Here is a 15,559-nt window from a genome sequence, read left to right as displayed (position 1 = left end):
CCTGCCGCTGCTCCCGCTCCCGCCGCCGCCCCCCCCGCTGTGGCCGCTGGTGAGACTGCCGTGAACAGCCCCATGCCCGGCAACGTGTTCAAGGTGGAGTGTAAGGTCGGACAGCAGGTCAACGCCGGCGATGTGCTGGTGGTCCTGGAGGCCATGAAGATGGAGATCGAGGTCTCCGCTCCCGTGGCTGGCACCGTCAAGGCCATTTCCGCCACCGTGGGCGGCACCGTCAATACTGACGATCTGCTGGTCACCCTGGGCTAATAGGGGGTCATAACGTATGCCTAATGCAAGTAAAGCCATTCTGAACCCCTTTGACCCGCTTTCTGTCCCCCAGGCTCTGATGGTCGCGGTCTGCGGTATCCTGGTGGTGTTCATGATGCTGGCCATCCTGGCCGTGGTCATCGTGGTCATCTCCAAGATCGTGGGTGCTCTTGAGGGCAAGAAGAAGCCTGCCGCCGCTCCCGCTGCCAAGAAGGCCGCTCCTGCTGCCGCGCCCGCTGCTGCTCCCGCGGCCCCCGCTGTTGACGAGGGTGAGATGGTGGCCGTCATGATGGCCGCCATTGCCGAGGAGTCCGGTATGCCCATGGGTTCCTTCCAGATCACCAATGTGGCTCCTGTGGCGGCTGCTCCTGTAGCTGCCGCGCCTGTGGCTGCTCCCGCTCCCGCCCCTGCTCCTGTTGCCGGCGAGACTGCCGTGAACAGCCCCATGCCCGGCAATGTGTTCAAGGTGGAGTGCAAGGTCGGCCAGCAGGTCAACGCCGGCGATGTGCTGGTGGTCCTGGAGGCCATGAAGATGGAGATCGAGGTCTCCGCTCCTGTGGCCGGCACCGTCAAGTCCGTCTCCGCCACCGTGGGCAGCACCGTCAACACCGACGATCTGCTGGTGGTCCTGGGCTGAGCCCGTTCTTAACTGAATCACAGATCACATTTGCCCGAAGGACGGCCCCGGCCGTCCTTCGGGTTTTCTGTTCAGAAAAGTCCGGATGGCCAACGGGTGCACGGACTTATACAAATGAGAGATTTCTTTCGGCAAAACCACGGAATTGTGTAAAAAATGTAGAGATTTCGGTTAAATTTGTGGAATTCCCTTGCGTGGAAGAGTTTGGATTGTTATAATAAAGGGGAAAATTAAGAGGAGGCAGAGGCTTTTTACGGACTGGAGGTGTCAAATGTCGTTCCAAATCGGGGACAAGGTGGTCCATCCCATGTATGGCGCCGGTGTGCTGGAGAGCGTCATCCAGAAAAAAGTGGGCGGAGTCACGCGGGAGTATTACATCATGCGGCTGCCGGAGCGGTCCATGGTCGTGATGATCCCGGTGGAAAGCAGCGAGGAGATCGGGGTCCGGCCTGTGGTGGATCAGGACCAGGCCAATGCGGTGCTGGCGGCTATCCCGGGGATCCAGGTAGAGATGACGGCCAACTGGAACCATCGCTACCGGGAGAATATGGAACGACTGAAAAGCGGCGACTTGCTGGAGGTGGCCCGGGTGGTCAAGGGTCTGACCGCGCGGGACGCCGCCCGGGGCCTGTCCACCGGGGAGCGGAAGATGCTCCACTCGGCCCGGCAGATCCTGATCTCCGAGCTGGTCCTGTCCAAGAGCCTGAGCTATGAGGCGGTGGAGCGGGAGCTGGACACCGCTCTGGCATAAACAAGTTCCCTTGGGGAATAAAGTGGAATACCTGAAAGGAGGGGGCCCACAGGCTCCCTTTTTCTATGACGGGACGGTCCGACGGGACTGCCCGGGAATCTTTTTCCGCGCGATATGGAGAACGCGCCGGCGCGGTGATGGAGGTCAATGACTATGGCTGGATTTTTGTCTCTGTTCCAAAAGAAAAAAACACCGCCGGGGCTGTGCTCCGCCGTGATCGTGGCGGCCGGCTCGGCCCGGCGGATGGAGGGGATCGACAAGATCCTGGCTCCCTTGGGGGAACTGCCCGTGCTGGTCCACACCCTGTACGCCTTTCAGGACTGTCCCGCCTTTGACGAGGTGGTGGTGGTCACCCGGGAGGACCTGCTGGTGGAGGTGAGCCGGCTGTGTAAGGAGTACCGCTTGGACAAGGTGACCAAGGTGGTGGTGGGGGGCGCGGAGCGCATCCACTCTGTGCGGGCCGGCCTTCAGGAGGTAAATCCGGAGGCGGGACTCATCGCCATCCACGACGGAGCGCGGCCTCTGGTCACCCGGGAGGTGCTGGAGGAGGCGGTGGCCCGGGCCTGGACCACTGGAGCGGCCGCTCCGGCCATCCCCGTCACCGATACCATCAAGCGGGAGGAGAACGGCCAGACGGTGGAGACGGTGGACCGGTCCCAGCTGCGGGCGGTCCAGACCCCCCAGGTCTTTGAGGCGGGCCTGATCCGGGCCGCACTGGAAAAGGCGGTCCAGGACGGCGAAAATCTGACCGATGACTGCGCCGCCGTGGAGCGCATCGGCATGAAGGTGTCCCTGACCGCCGGCAGCCGAGAGAACATCAAGATCACCACCCCCTTTGACCTGCTGCTGGGGGAGGCCATCCTGGAATCCAGAGTGAGAGGAGTTTGACGATGCGGATCGGACACGGATATGACGTACATAAGCTGACTGAGGGACGGAAGCTGATCCTGGGCGGGGTGGACATCCCCTATGAAAAGGGGCTGCTGGGCCACTCCGACGCCGATGTTCTGGTCCACGCCGTCATGGACGCCCTGCTGGGGGCTGCCGCTCTGGGGGATATCGGCCGGCATTTTCCCGATACCGATCCCGCCTACGCCGGGGCGGACAGTCTGGTCCTGCTGGACCATGTGATGGAGCTGCTGCGGGCCCGGGGCTGGAAGGTGGGCAACGTGGATGCCACCATTCTGGCCCAGCGTCCCAAACTGGCTCCCCATATCCCCCAGATGCGGGAAAACCTGGCCGTTCACATGGGGACGGACCTGGACCGGGTCAATGTAAAGGCCACCACGGAGGAGGGCCTGGGCTTCACCGGCGCCGGACTGGGCATTGCCGCCCACGCGGTCTGTCTGCTGGAGCGGGCCTGAGCTTCCCGGCCAAGGGCCGGAGAAATATCGCGGACTTTGGAGTCCGCCGGGAAAATGCGGTGTTCATAAGACAGTTAACAGTCACAGTAGTATAAACTGCTGTGGCTGTTCTTGTTTTTTATCCTGTTATGTGATAAAACAGGACCGAGCAGGCCTACAAATCGGAATTTTGGAGGTGTTTATTCACATTGCAAACATCAGAGAGTTTTAGATTAAGTGCTATCTTGTCGTTTTCGGGTGGATTTCAGGATGCATATACTTACAATGTAAGAGACCACGTTTTTGCAAATGCTCAAACAGGTAATGTTGTTCTGATGAGTCAGAATTTTATGCAAGGCAATGCGGTTATGGGGTTCCATTATATGTTTCCTTTGCTTTCATTTGCTGCAGGTATTTTTATTGCCGAGCAAATTGAAAACAAGTTCAAGAACAGTAAGGGCATACACTGGAGACAAATCATTCTGTTTATAGAAATGCTAATGCTTGGCCTTGTCGGATTTATGCCGCTCAAATTAAATATGATTGCCAATATGTTAGTTTCCTTTTCATGTGCTATGCAGGTGCAAACTTTCAGAAAAGTACATGGGTACGGATATGCGAGCACTATGTGTATAGGAAATCTGAGAAGTGGAACAGAAAGCTTATCACATTACCTCCGGAATAAGGATAAGGAATCTTTATATAAAGCAATTCATTTTTGGGGTATAATTATAGTTTTTGCAATCGGGGCCGGAATCGGAGGAGTCCTATCGAATATCTTCGGTATAAAAACGATTTTGGTCTCCACAATACTCTTAACTTTCGTTATCGTAATGATGATTAAGGAGTACCGGTAAATTCCTGTTTGTCAAACAAATACAAGGGCGCACTTCTGTACGGGGCAACCCCGTATGTGCGCTTGCGAGGCAAAACACCCCGGATACCTTCAAATGCCCGGAGCGTTTTACGTCACTGAGTTCCACGCAAGGGACTGTATCCCTTGCGCTGCTTTGCAGCTATCCTCTTATGGCAAAAGGCGTGACCACGAAAGTCACGCCTTTTGAAAATTTTTACTGTCTTATGAATAACGCCCGAAACCGGCGGGCCTTTTTTGTTGTTTTGAGGCACCGTAGCCGGGGCGGTCACATACACTGTAGATAGAGAGGCGAGTTCTCTCCCGGCGGCTCCGGAGCCCCGGATGCCGCCGCCGTTCAGGAAAGGAACTATGCTATGCTCTACTATCTCATTGTGTGCCGCTCCTTGACCCATGCACAGCGGACCGCCGCCGCTCTGGAGCGGGGAGGGATTACGGCCCGCATCCTGCGCTCTCCTAAGAGCATTGCGGGGGAGGGGTGCAGCCATTCCGTCAAGGTGTCCCAGCGCAGTCTGCCCGAAGCGCTTCGGATCTTACAGCGGGCGGAGCTGTCGCCCAAACGGATCTTCATCACCGCCGGGGACGGAAGCTACCAGGAGGTGGAATTGTGATCTATTTGGACAGCGCCGCCACCACATTGCAAAAACCGCCCGCGGTGGCCCGGGCCGCCGCCCGGGCCATCAATCACCTGGCCAGCCCAGGCAGGGGGGGACACAAGCCCGCTATGGCCGCCTCGGAGACGGCCTTTGCCTGCCGGGAGGAGGCCGCGGCCCTGTTCCATGTGCCCTCTCCGGAGCAGGTGGTCTTTACCTTTAATACGACCCACGCCCTGAATATCGCCATCAAGACCCTGGTGAAGCCGGGCAGCCGGGTGGTCATCTCTGGCTATGAGCATAATGCGGTGACCCGGCCCCTTTATGCCATTCCGAAGGTGGAACTCCGGGTGGCCGAGGCCCCTCTTTTTGACCAGCACGCCATGACGGAGGCCTTCCGCCAGGCTCTGGACCAGGGAGCGGACGCGGCGGTCTGCACCCATGTGTCTAACGTCTTCGGCTTTGTCCTGCCGCTGGAGGAGATCGCCGCCCTGTGCCGGGACCGGGGGGTGCCCCTCATTGTGGACGCCGCCCAGTCGGCGGGGTGTCTGCCGCTGGACTTCCAGGCCCTGGGAGCCGCCTTCGTGGCCATGCCGGGACACAAGGGCCTCCTTGGCCCTCAGGGCACGGGCCTGCTGCTGTGCGGCAGGGAGGCGGAACCGCTGCTGGAGGGGGGGACGGGCAGCCAATCCATCCTCCAGACCATGCCCGACTTTCTGCCTGACCAACTGGAGGCGGGCACCCATAATATCACCGGGATCGCCGGCCTGCTGGAGGGCCTTCGCTTTGTCCGCCGGCAGGGGATCCGGAACATCGCCCGCCAGGAGCGGCGCCTCATCCGCCGGATGGGAGCCGGACTGGCCGGCATGGCGGGGCTCCGGGTCTTTCTGTCGGAGGACCCGGAGGCACAGGCAGGGGTGCTGTCCTTCCTGCCGGAGGGCCGGGACTGTGAGGAACTGGGGGAGCTCCTGGGAGACCGGGGATTCGCACTCCGGGCCGGGCTCCACTGCGCTCCTCTTGCCCACAAGACCGCGGGGACTCTGGAGACCGGCACCGTCCGGGCCAGCGTCTCCCCCTTCAACCAGGACTGGGAGGTCCGCCAGTTCCTCCGGGCCATGGAACAGCTGACCGGCAGGTGAAAAGCTCCTCTTTTCCCTCGTTTGCCCAGGGGCCTACGGCCCCTGGGCAAATTTTGCGGGCTTGGATAGGGAGAAGGCAAGACTCCGCCCTGCAGGACGGCCATGGATTTTTCATTTCCGGGAAATTTTGAGGCCCATGGTGCCAAATTTTTGGACAAGCCCAGGTAAAAAAAGCAGTCGAAAATTTCATGGAAGTGTGGTATCATATAAAAATAACTTGCACCGCCCCTTTGAGAAAACGCGGCATGGGAGTGACGGAGAGATGAAAAAGACGCAGGCTCAGGTCTGGGCCATCGTGGAGGCATTGAAGAAGCTGTATCCGGAGGGCATCTGTTCCCTGGAGTACAAAAAGGACTATGAGCTGCTTTTTTCGGTCCGTCTGGCGGCCCAGTGTACCGATGAGCGGGTCAACAAGGTGACCCCGGCCCTCTTTGCCCGGTTCCCCACCCTGGAATCCCTGGCCCAGGCAGATATCGGAGAGGTGGAGGAGTACATCCACTCCACCGGCTTTTTCCGGGCCAAGGCGCGGGATATCGTCCTGGCCTCCCAAATGCTGCTCCGGGAGTACGGCGGAAGGGTGCCGGACACCATGGAGGACCTGCTCCGGCTGCCCGGCGTGGGGAGAAAGACCGCCAACCTGATCCTGGGGGACGTATACCACACCCCCGGCGTGGTGGTGGCGGACACCCACTGCATCCGAATCTCCGGACTGCTGGGTCTTACCGACGGGTCCAAGGACCCGGGCAAGGTGGAACAGCAGCTGCGGGCCATTTTGCCTCCAGAGGAGTCCAACGACTTCTGCCACCGGCTGGTCCTCCACGGGCGGGCGGTGTGTATCGCCCGGCGGCCCCAGTGCCAGAGCTGTACCCTGCGTCCCTGGTGCGATCATTTTGCCAAAAATGGCGGGGAGGAGCCCCAGAAATCAGAAGCAAAGAAGGCGCTGGAATGAAACGCTTTTATCGCGGCGCCATTTACGGCGCGGGGATCTTGGTGCTGGCCCTGGGCCTGACCCTGAATACGAAAACCGGAATGGGGGTGGCCCCCATCCTGTCGGTGTCTTACAGCGCCGCGCAGATTTTGGGAGTCAGCCTGGGCGACGCCACCTTTGTGCTGTACTGCCTTTTCGTGGCGGGGGAGTTTGTCCTGCGGGGGAAGAACTGCCGCTGGTACGACCTGCTGCAGCTGCCCTTCAGTCTGCTGTTCAGCCGGCTGCTGAACCTGTTCGACAGGTTCGTCGCCTATGACCCGCTGACCCACGGCCTCACCCCCAATCTGGCGGTGCTGGTCCTGGGCATTGCGGTCACCGGGGTCGGGATCACCATGACGGTGAACATGCGTCTGGTCCCCAATCCGGGGGACGGGATCGTCCAGGCCCTGGCGGAGCGGATCGGGAAAGATCAGGGCTTTGCCAAGAATATCTTTGACATCGGCTGCGTGACCTTCACCTGTCTGTTGTGCCTGGTGACGGTGGGCCATGTGGTGGGCATCGGCGTCGGGACCATCGTGGCCATGCTGGGCGTGGGCCGCTCGGTGGCGGTGGTCAATCACTTCTTCAAGGAGAAGATGTGCCGGGCCGCCGGTCTGAACGAAACGGCGGCGGCGGGAAGCTGAGGCTGGCCGCAGGATCACAAAAGGATCGGCTTTACAGCTCTGAAAGGGAGTGTTTTTATGGCGTACCGCCCTTTGGCGGATGAGATACGGCCCCAGACCCTGGACGATGTGGTGGGTCAGCGGCATATTCTGGGCAGGGACGGCCTGCTCCGCCGGATCATCGAGGGGGGCAATGTCCCCAACCTGATTTTTTACGGCCCTTCGGGGACGGGCAAGACCACGGTGGCCAATATCATTGCCCAGCGGACCAACCGGCCCCTCCACCGGCTCAACGCCACCACCGCCTCCATCTCCGACATCAAGGATATCATGGCGGACATCGGCACCCTCATGGCCCCGGAAGGGGTGCTGCTGTACCTGGACGAGATCCAGTACTTCAACAAAAAACAGCAGCAGTCTCTGCTGGAGTTTATGGAGGACGGGCGGATCACCCTCATCGCCTCCACCACGGAGAACCCGTTTTTTGCCGTTTTTGGGGCGGTGCTGTCCCGGTCCACCGTCTTTGAGTTCAAGCAGATCACGGCGGAGGACGCCCTCCCTGCCGTCCAGCGGGGGATCTCCATCATGGAGAAGCGGCTGGGAGCGGAAGCGGTCTGCGAGGAGGGTGTAAAGGAGCATATTGCCTGGGCCTGCGGCGGAGATATCCGAAAGGCCATGAACGCCATCGAGCTTTTGCTGAACGCCGCCAAGCGCCAGCAAGGAAAACTCCTTGTCACCATGGAGGACGCCCGGACCGTGGCCCAGAAGTCGGCGATGCGCTACGACCGGGAGGGAGACGCCCATTTTGACATCGCCTCCGCCCTGATGAAGTCCATGCGGGGGTCTGATCCGGACGCTGCCCTGCACTATCTGGCCCGTCTGCTGGAGGCGGGGGACATGATCACCGCCATCCGACGCATCCTGTGCTCGGCCAGCGAGGATGTGGGCATGGCCTACCCCATGGCGGTGCCCATCGTCAAGGCATGTGTGGATAACGCCCTCCAGCTGGGGCTGCCTGAGGCCCGGCTGCCCCTGGCCCAGGCGGTGGTGCTGCTGGCCACCTCCCCCAAGTCCAACTCGGTCTATGAGGGCATCGCCGCCGCGATGGCCGACGTTCGGGGCGGCAAGGCCGGAGATATCCCCCGGCAGCTCCAGAACGTCCACGCCGATTCCTCCGGCTTGGAGCGGGAGCAGGGCTACCTGTATCCCCACGACTTCCCCGGCCATTGGGTGGCGCAGCAGTACCTGCCGGACGAGCTGAAGGGGGCCTGCTATTACCGCTTCGGGGACAACAAGACCGAACAGGCCGCCAAGCGGTACTGGGATGAACTGAAGAAGCAGGGCGGGAAGCCCTGAGAGCCGCCAATATTATGACCGGGAGGAGAGGGCTCCATGCGAATACTTGCCATTTTTGCCTTCTCCTTTTCGGGGGCGGTCTTCCTTGCCAATTACCTGCTGCCGGAGGGGCTCCTGCTGCCCGGAGGAGGTCTGCTGGCCCTGCTGGCGGTGGGCGCGTGGCTGGTGCTGCGGAGACGGACCAGGCCCCGGAGGTTTTGTACCCTCCTGTGTGCCGGGCTGTCTCTGGGACTGCTTTGGACGGCGGCCTACAGCGCCGTCTTTTTTGGACCCGCCCGGGAGCTGGACGGGCGCACCGTCCGCCTGTCGGCTACTGTGGCCGATTGGCCTCAATCAACCGATTACGGATACTCCGTCTTGGTCCGGGCGGATACCGACTCCTTTGTCCGACTGTCTGTTATCCTCTATTTGGACGGACAGGGGGCGGACCTGCGCCCCGGGGACCGGATCTCCGTGGTGGCCCACGGGACCCTGGGAGACCGGACCTTCTCCGGGGAGGAGATCACCTACTACACCGCCAAGGGCATTTTTCTCCGGGCCAAGACTTACGGCGGGCTGGAGCTCCAACGGCCGGAGCGGATCCCCCTCCGGTATTGGCCGGCGGTGCTGTCCAAGTATTTGAAGCAGGGCATTGACGCCGCCTTTCCGGAGGACGTGTCGCCGGTGATCCGGGGCCTGGTCACCGGAAACCGGGACAGCCTGACCGACGAATTTACCAGCTCTTTGCAGCGGGTGGGCCTGTCCCATACGGTGGCGGTGTCCGGAATGCACCTGGCCTTTCTGGCCGCCATGGTCTCCGCCCTGCTCGGGCGGGGAAAGCGGAGTACCGCCCTGGTGACCAGCCTGTTTGTGCTGCTGTTTTGCGGAGTGGCGGGCAACACCCCCTCGGTGACCCGGGCGGCGGTGATGATCCTCCTGCTCCAGATCGCACCCCTCTTGGGCCGGGAGCGGGATGGCCCCACGGCCCTGGCCTTTGCCCTGATGCTCCTGTTGCTGTGGAATCCCTTTTCCGCCGCCCATGTGGGGCTTCAGCTGTCCTTTGGGGCCGTGGCGGGCATCCTGATGGTATCAGACAGCATCCAGGGCTGGATGCTGCGTAAGCTGAGACTGGACAGGCGGTCCAAGCGCTGGCTGGTCCGCCAGCTGGTCAAGGCGCCCCGGTTTTTGGTGTCTGTCCTGTGCGCCACCCTGGGGGCCTCGGTGTTGACGGTGCCTCTGGTGGCCCTGCATTTTCAGTCCTTCTCCCTGATCGCCCCGCTGTCCAACCTGTTCACCCTGTGGGCGGTGGCTCTGCTGTTCCTGGGCGGGCTGGCCGTCGGACTGACGGGCATCTTTCTGCCCGGTCCGGCCACTGTGCTGGCAATTCCCTTTACAGCTATTGCCCGCTGGCTGGTTCGGGTGGTGGAGGGCTTGGGCCGCCTGCCCATGGCCTCCATTCCGCTGCACTCCTTCTATTACCGGGCATGGGTGGTGTTCCTGTGCCTGCTTGTGGCCGTGACCCTTTTATCCAAGGGCAGGAGGCGGATGATCTTTCCCCTGGCCTCCGGTCTTGGCACCCTGGCTGTCTGCGTCCTGTTTACCTCCCTGACCTTCCGGACGGGAGAGCTGACGGCGGCGGTGCTGGACGTGGGCCAGGGCCAGAGCGTCCTGCTCAGCGCGGGGAACTATCTGACCCTGGTGGACTGCGGCGGAGACGGTCCGGACAATGCCGGCGACGTGGCGGCGGACTATATCCAATCCCTGGGCCGGTTTTCCCTGGATCTTCTGGTGGTGTCTCACTACCATACGGACCACGCCAACGGCATCCCTCAGCTTTTGAAGCGGATGGACGTGTCCGCCATCGCCCTGCCCGACGTGGAGGAGGGCGACCCTCTGCGCCGGGAGATCCTGGAGCTGGCAGAGGAGAAGAAAATGGAGGTCTGGTTCATCCGGGAGGACACCCACATCTCCCTGGGGGAGGATCAGGAATTTACCTTGTACGCGCCCCTGGGCCAGGGGGCCGATACCAACGAGCTGGGGCTCACCGTCCTGGCTTCCGCCGGAGACTTTGACGTGCTGCTCACCGGGGATATGGGCGGGCAGGCGGAACAGCTGCTGCTGGACCACGCCGATCTGCCCGACGTGGAACTGCTGGTGGCGGGGCACCACGGCTCACGGTACTCCACCACGCCGGAACTGCTGGAGACCGTCCGGCCCGAGATGGCCGTCATCTCTGTGGGCAGGAGCAACCGCTACGGCCACCCGGCCCAGGAGACCTTGGAGCGGCTGGCCGAGTTTGGAGCGGACATCTACCGCACCGACCTCCAGGGGACGGTGGTGGTCCGGTCCGGGGGAACAGCGGGCCCCTGACCGAAATACCGCGTAAACGCCAAATAGGAAAGAGGAGGGGCCGCCATGCCGCCCAAGACCAAGCCGGACAACGCCGGTTATCAGAAGCTGAAAAAGGACCTGACTGCGGGCAAGCCGGGACAGCTGTATCTTTTCCACGGGGAGGAGACCTACCTCCGGGACTACTACCTGGGCCGTCTGCGGGAGCAGATCCTCACCGGAGGGATGGGCGCCTTTAACCTCCACGAGATCAAGGCCAGAGACATGACGCCCCACGCTCTGGAGGAAGCGGTGGACTGCCTGCCCATGATGGCGGAGCGGACCCTGGTGCTGGTCACCGACTTTGACCTGTTCAAGGCGGGGGAGAAGGACCGGGAGGCCTATATCAAGCTCTTTTCCCAGCTGCCCGACTACTGCTGCCTGGTGTTCCTCTACGACCTGATCGACTACAAGGGGGACGCCCGGACTAAGCTGGCGGCCGCCCTGAAGCAGTACGGTACGGTGGTGAATTTCGTGCGCCAGGACCAGGGGGACCTGGTGGACTGGGTCCGCCGGCGTTTCAAGGCTCTGGGGAAGGACATCGACTCCCGGCTGGCCCTGGATCTGATTTTCCTGTGCGGTGATTTGATGACCAACCTGATCGGCGAGATCGAGAAGATCGGCGCTTATTCCAAGCAGAAGCATATTACCAAGGCGGATATTGAGGCGGTAGCCACCCCCCAGCTGGACGCGGTGGTGTTTCGCATGACCGACGCCATCGGCGAGGGCAGCTTTGACAAGGCCATGTCGGTGCTGGGGGAGCTGTACCAGATGCAGGAGCCGCCCATCAAGATCATGTGGTCCCTGGGGCGGCAGATGCGCCAGCTCTACTCCGCCCGGCTGGCCCTGGAGCAGGGGAGAGGGGCCTCCTATGTGGCCTCTCTGTGGGGGATCAAGCCCTACCCGGCGGATAAACTGATGCACAGCGCCAGGCGGTTCTCTCTGCAATGGTGCCGCCGGGCGGTGGTCCGCTGCGGCCAGACCGATCTGGCCATGAAGTCCACGGGGCAGGACGGCCAGGAGCTGCTGACCGCGCTCCTGCTGGAGCTGGCCCAGCCCGCGGCGGGATAAAGAGATATAACTTGATGTAAATTTTAGTTTATGGATGTATTATGGGGCGTCGGGGACGCCGCCCCCTACGCACGGTTTACAATATGGCTTCGTAGGGGGCGGCCTCTGGACGCCCCGCCCGTAGGGCGGCCCCTTGGGGCCGCCGCCAAAATGGCAGCCGTCGGACGGCGGGGGCAAGCCCTCACCCTACATGAAACGATAAACTAAAATTTATATTCCAATCAACCTGAAGGGAGAACACCCACATGCTCCGTATCCGAGAGGCCATCGTGGTCGAGGGCCGCTACGACAAAAACACCCTGTCCCAGGTAGTGGACACCCTGATCCTGGAGACCTCCGGTTTCGGCATCTTCAAAAACCCGGAGCAGATGGCCCTGCTGCGGCGAGCGGCGGAAAAACGGGGGCTGATCGTCCTTACCGACTCCGACGGGGCGGGCTTTGTCATCCGGAACCGGATCAAAGGCGCTATCCCCCGGCAATCTGTCAAGCACGCCTACATCCCTGACGTCTACGGCAAGGAGAAGCGGAAAAAGCAGGCGGGCAAGGAGGGCAAACTGGGGGTGGAGGGAATGCCGCCCCAGGTGCTGGAGCGGGTCCTCCGCCAGGCGGGAGCTACCTTCCTGGACGAAGAAAACCCGGAAGTCGAGAGCGCCCCGCCCTTGACCAAGGCCGACCTGTTTGCCGCCGGGCTGACCGGCGGGCCGGACAGCGCCGCCCGCCGGCTGGCCCTGCTGAAGGAGCTGTCCCTTCCGGAACACATGAGTGCCAACGCCCTGCTGGCTGTCCTCAACGGGTGTTACTCCCGGCGGGAGGCCAGAGCGCTTTTGAAGCTGACATAACAAAGCTGTGACCTTTTCAGGTCACAGCTTTGTTTTTTATCGGCATCGGACCATGGCGGCGATCTCGTCCAGATGGTCGGCCAGCTCCCCGTGGCCGGTGTACCGCACCATGACCACTTTGTCACCGCTGGCAGCAGCCGCCGCCTGGAAGGGGGTGCCTGTCCGGCGGGCCACCGCCAGAAAATCGGTCCCCGTCTCCGGAAGATAGTCCGTGGTCCATGGACCGGGCTGCTGGGAGGTCCACCAGATGCCGTCGTCCAGTTCCATGGCCGCGTCCAGCTGCTCCCGGGCCAGGGGGACGGCCAGCAGGGAGCCGGGCAGGTCGTACCACATGATCTCCATCCGCACCCAGATACCGTCCGACAGGTCCTGCTCCCCCGTCTGGACCACCTGCCACTGATTGGGGCACAGCAGGTGCCGCTCCCGGCGGCAGAAATTTCCGTAGTCTACATACCGGGTTTCAGAACGGGGCAGGACCTGGGACTGACTGCTCTGATACTCTGGGCTGACCCGAGTGGCGGATTGAAATCCCTCTCCCTCCAGTGAGGCCAGGGACAGAGGCGTGAAGGAATCCAGCCGGTCCAGCGGCTCCATCTGTCCCCCGGCCAGGGGAAGGATCCAGTCGGCGGCGATCATCAGCGTGAGCAGGACCGCCGGCGCCAGAAAGGCAATCACCGTCTGAGGCCGCCGTTTGGGATAGACCGTGCGGTGGTCCAAGGGGATGCCTGCCTCCAACTGCCGGGTGATGGCGGTGAGATGCCGAAGGTCGGTGAAGCTGTCCGGCAGAAGGAAAAGGAAGCTGCAGAGGGCGAACAGTCCCAGCACAGGGGCGGTGGTGGTGGCCAGGGCCAGCACCGGACTGCCGCTGCCGAACTCGGCATACAGGAACAGGGCCAGAAGGGCCAGCGTGAGGATCACGTTTATCCAGCAGGACCAAAGGGCCGACCGCCGCAGCTTGTTCCACTGCTCTCCCTGGAGCTCCAGATCGGAGTGGAGCTCCGGGGCGGCCAGGTCCTGGGTGGAGAAAATGAGCATGGAATTGGAGATCTCATCCACATAGTCCCAGCCAAAGTCCCGGTACAGCTCCAGCATGGACTGGGGCAGATCCTCGTCCAGAATGCGCTTGTGGGGCTCCACCCGGTAGCGGGTCGGCCGGGGCGTCCCCTTGACAAAGGTGCAGAACAGGGGGCGGAACTTTTTTAAAAAGAGTCCCCGGCGGGCTATGTCCTCCAGCCAGCTCTCCAGGGCAGGGATGTCATATCTGTTGACCGGAGTGACCCGGAAGTACAGCTTGCTCATCGTGCTTCCTCCTCTCCGTCAGCCACGCAGGCGCGCAGCCGGTCCAGCTCCTCGCGATAGGCCGCCCAGCCCTTTCCGGTAAGCCGGTAGGTCCGCTTCCGTCCGTCCACCTTGGTTTCCTCAATGAGTCCTTCGTCCTGAAACTTGGCCAGCAGGGTATAGAGCGTCCCCGGGCCGAGCCGCACCCGCCCCCGGGTCTTTTGCTCCACGAATTCGGTGATCTCGGTGCCGCACATGTCCCGCCGCAGGAAGGACATGAGGACATAAAACATGGGCTCGGTCAGGGGACCGCGTTCTTTGCTTCCCATGGCTACACCATCCTTCCTGATATATCGCGACACGATATCGAGTAATGATATGATAGGATGAGACGGGGCTGTTGTCAAGAGGGGGGGAGGGGGTCTGCCCAAAACTCCCCGTCCGCCGCCGCCGAATCTGACTTCTTTTTCCCGTCCAAGCCCCTATAATGAGGACTGCCGAATCGGACGTGAAGGAGCTTGCCGGCGGGCGTTGTTTTGGAACACGGGGACTGCGGAAGGAGGAACAGGCTGTGGTGATTTACGCGGATACCCTGTTTCTCCTCAACGCACTGGTGGACTATCTGCTGCTGTTGGCGGCGGCGCGGCTGGCGGGGGAGCCCCTGCGGCGGCTGCGGTTTGGGTTGGGGGCGGTTCTGGGAGGGCTGTACGCCGTGGTCATCTTCCTGCCCCGGCTGGCTTTCCTGGCCCATCCCCTGTGCCGGGCAGCCGCCGGGGTTCTTATGCTGCTGACAGCCTACGGCGGGAGCAGGCGGCTGCTGCGGCAGGGGATCATTTTTTTAGCCCTGACCTGCGCCTTCGGCGGCGGAGTGGTGGCCATTGGCCTGCTGGGGGGACAGGGGCTGGCCCTGGGAGACCGGGGAGTGTTCTATTCTCCCTTGGATCTGAAGATCGTCCTGCTGTCGGCGGCGGTCTGCTACGGGGTGCTGACCCTGGCCTTCCAGCGGATGGGGAGGCACACCGCGCTGTCCGGAGAACTGGTGTCCGCCCGGCTGACCCTGGGGGAGCGGACGGCGGAGCTGACCGCTCTGGTGGACACGGGAAACACCCTGTCCGACCCGGCCACCGGGCGGCCTGTCATGGTGGCTGAGGGGGACAGCGTGAAGGAGCTTCTCCCACAGGACTGCCGCCCCGGGCCGGAGGATCTGCGGGACCCGGCGGGGGCGGTGGCCAGGCTGAGCGCCGGGAGCTGCAAGGGGCGCTTTCACCTGCTGCCCTACCGGGCTGTGGGGGTGGATCGGGGGCTGCTGCTGGCCCTGCGGGTGGACCGGCTGGAGCTGGATGGGGCGGACCAGGGACCGCTGCTGGTGGCCCTGTCCCCCACGCCGGTGTCGGACGGCGGAGGATACCGGGCGCTGATCGGCGGCGTTCCAAGGCGCTAGGACGGAAAGGGCGGAG

At 62.3% G+C, this 15,559-nt stretch carries 17 protein-coding genes; 15 read left to right on the top strand and 2 right to left on the bottom strand.

Features of this window, described 5'->3' with window-relative positions; all coding sequences use genetic code 11:
- The 14 genes from I6E39_RS07835 to I6E39_RS07770 form a co-directional block, all read left to right on the top strand.
- On the top strand, positions 1-264 hold a 264-nt coding region (locus I6E39_RS07835), incomplete at its 5' end, for a biotin/lipoyl-containing protein (protein ID WP_235381052.1).
- Positions 265-280: 16 nt separating this feature from the next.
- Complete coding sequence (locus tag I6E39_RS07830) at positions 281-901, top strand: OadG family transporter subunit (RefSeq protein ID WP_235381051.1); 621 nt, start codon at positions 281-283, stop codon at positions 899-901.
- 271 nt (positions 902-1,172) lie between these two features.
- Positions 1,173-1,652, top strand: coding sequence for a CarD family transcriptional regulator (locus I6E39_RS07825; protein WP_235381050.1), 480 nt, complete (start codon positions 1,173-1,175; stop codon positions 1,650-1,652).
- Between the two features lie 153 nt (positions 1,653-1,805).
- Entirely contained in the window at positions 1,806-2,540 is a 735-nt protein-coding gene (ispD, locus tag I6E39_RS07820) for a 2-C-methyl-D-erythritol 4-phosphate cytidylyltransferase (protein ID WP_235381049.1), read from the top strand.
- 2 nt (positions 2,541-2,542) lie between these two features.
- A complete protein-coding gene (gene ispF / locus I6E39_RS07815; protein ID WP_235381048.1) occupies positions 2,543-3,016 on the top strand; it encodes a 2-C-methyl-D-erythritol 2,4-cyclodiphosphate synthase in 474 nt (157 codons plus the stop codon).
- 188 nt (positions 3,017-3,204) lie between these two features.
- On the top strand, positions 3,205-3,852 hold the full coding sequence (locus I6E39_RS07810) for a YoaK family protein (RefSeq protein WP_235381047.1): 648 nt from the start codon (positions 3,205-3,207) through the stop codon (positions 3,850-3,852).
- A gap of 373 nt (positions 3,853-4,225) precedes the next feature.
- Positions 4,226-4,480 carry a putative Se/S carrier protein gene (locus I6E39_RS07805; protein WP_235381046.1) on the top strand — a complete coding sequence of 85 codons (255 nt, stop codon included), beginning with the start codon at positions 4,226-4,228 and terminating at the stop codon, positions 4,478-4,480.
- On the top strand, positions 4,477-5,601 hold the full coding sequence (locus I6E39_RS07800; RefSeq protein WP_235381045.1) for an aminotransferase class V-fold PLP-dependent enzyme: 1,125 nt from the start codon (positions 4,477-4,479) through the stop codon (positions 5,599-5,601). The genes I6E39_RS07805 and I6E39_RS07800 overlap by 4 nt, the downstream gene beginning before the upstream one ends.
- A 262-nt stretch (positions 5,602-5,863) precedes the next feature.
- Entirely contained in the window at positions 5,864-6,550 is a 687-nt protein-coding gene (nth, locus tag I6E39_RS07795; RefSeq protein WP_235381044.1) for an endonuclease III, read from the top strand.
- A complete protein-coding gene (locus I6E39_RS07790) occupies positions 6,547-7,212 on the top strand; it encodes a YczE/YyaS/YitT family protein (RefSeq protein ID WP_235381043.1) in 666 nt (221 codons plus the stop codon). Before nth ends, I6E39_RS07790 begins: the two co-directional genes overlap by 4 nt.
- 57 nt (positions 7,213-7,269) lie before the next feature.
- Positions 7,270-8,547: a replication-associated recombination protein A gene (locus tag I6E39_RS07785; protein ID WP_235381042.1), complete on the top strand. Its 1,278-nt coding sequence runs from the start codon at positions 7,270-7,272 to the stop codon at positions 8,545-8,547.
- Positions 8,548-8,583: 36 nt separating this feature from the next.
- Positions 8,584-10,896 (top strand): DNA internalization-related competence protein ComEC/Rec2, encoded by a 2,313-nt coding sequence (locus I6E39_RS07780; RefSeq protein ID WP_235381041.1) that lies wholly within the window; start codon positions 8,584-8,586, stop codon positions 10,894-10,896.
- A 45-nt stretch (positions 10,897-10,941) separates the two neighbouring features.
- Positions 10,942-11,985, top strand: a complete 1,044-nt coding sequence (gene holA / locus I6E39_RS07775) for a DNA polymerase III subunit delta (RefSeq protein WP_235381040.1) — start codon at positions 10,942-10,944, stop codon at positions 11,983-11,985.
- Between the two features lie 245 nt (positions 11,986-12,230).
- Positions 12,231-12,824 (top strand): ribonuclease M5, encoded by a 594-nt coding sequence (locus I6E39_RS07770; protein WP_235381039.1) that lies wholly within the window; start codon positions 12,231-12,233, stop codon positions 12,822-12,824.
- Between the two features lie 36 nt (positions 12,825-12,860).
- Here I6E39_RS07770 and I6E39_RS07765 read toward each other — a convergent pair whose 3' ends face one another.
- Both I6E39_RS07765 and I6E39_RS07760 read right to left on the bottom strand, forming a co-directional pair.
- Positions 12,861-14,123 carry a DUF2812 domain-containing protein gene (locus tag I6E39_RS07765; protein ID WP_235381038.1) on the bottom strand — a complete coding sequence of 421 codons (1,263 nt, stop codon included), beginning with the start codon at positions 14,121-14,123 and terminating at the stop codon, positions 12,861-12,863.
- A complete protein-coding gene (locus I6E39_RS07760) occupies positions 14,120-14,431 on the bottom strand; it encodes a PadR family transcriptional regulator (protein WP_235381037.1) in 312 nt (103 codons plus the stop codon). Before I6E39_RS07760 ends, I6E39_RS07765 begins: the two co-directional genes overlap by 4 nt.
- Before the next feature lie 242 nt (positions 14,432-14,673).
- Between I6E39_RS07760 and I6E39_RS07755 the strand changes: the two genes are divergently transcribed.
- Positions 14,674-15,543, top strand: coding sequence for a sigma-E processing peptidase SpoIIGA (locus I6E39_RS07755; protein WP_235381036.1), 870 nt, complete (start codon positions 14,674-14,676; stop codon positions 15,541-15,543).
- The last annotated feature ends 16 nt before the right edge of the window (positions 15,544-15,559 follow it).

Source organism: Pseudoflavonifractor phocaeensis, assembly GCF_021531375.1.
Classification (GTDB): Bacteria; Bacillota; Clostridia; order Oscillospirales; family Oscillospiraceae; genus Lawsonibacter; species Lawsonibacter phocaeensis_B.
Note: the sequence above shows the minus strand (reverse complement) of the source record. Positions and strands in the feature narration are given on the sequence as shown.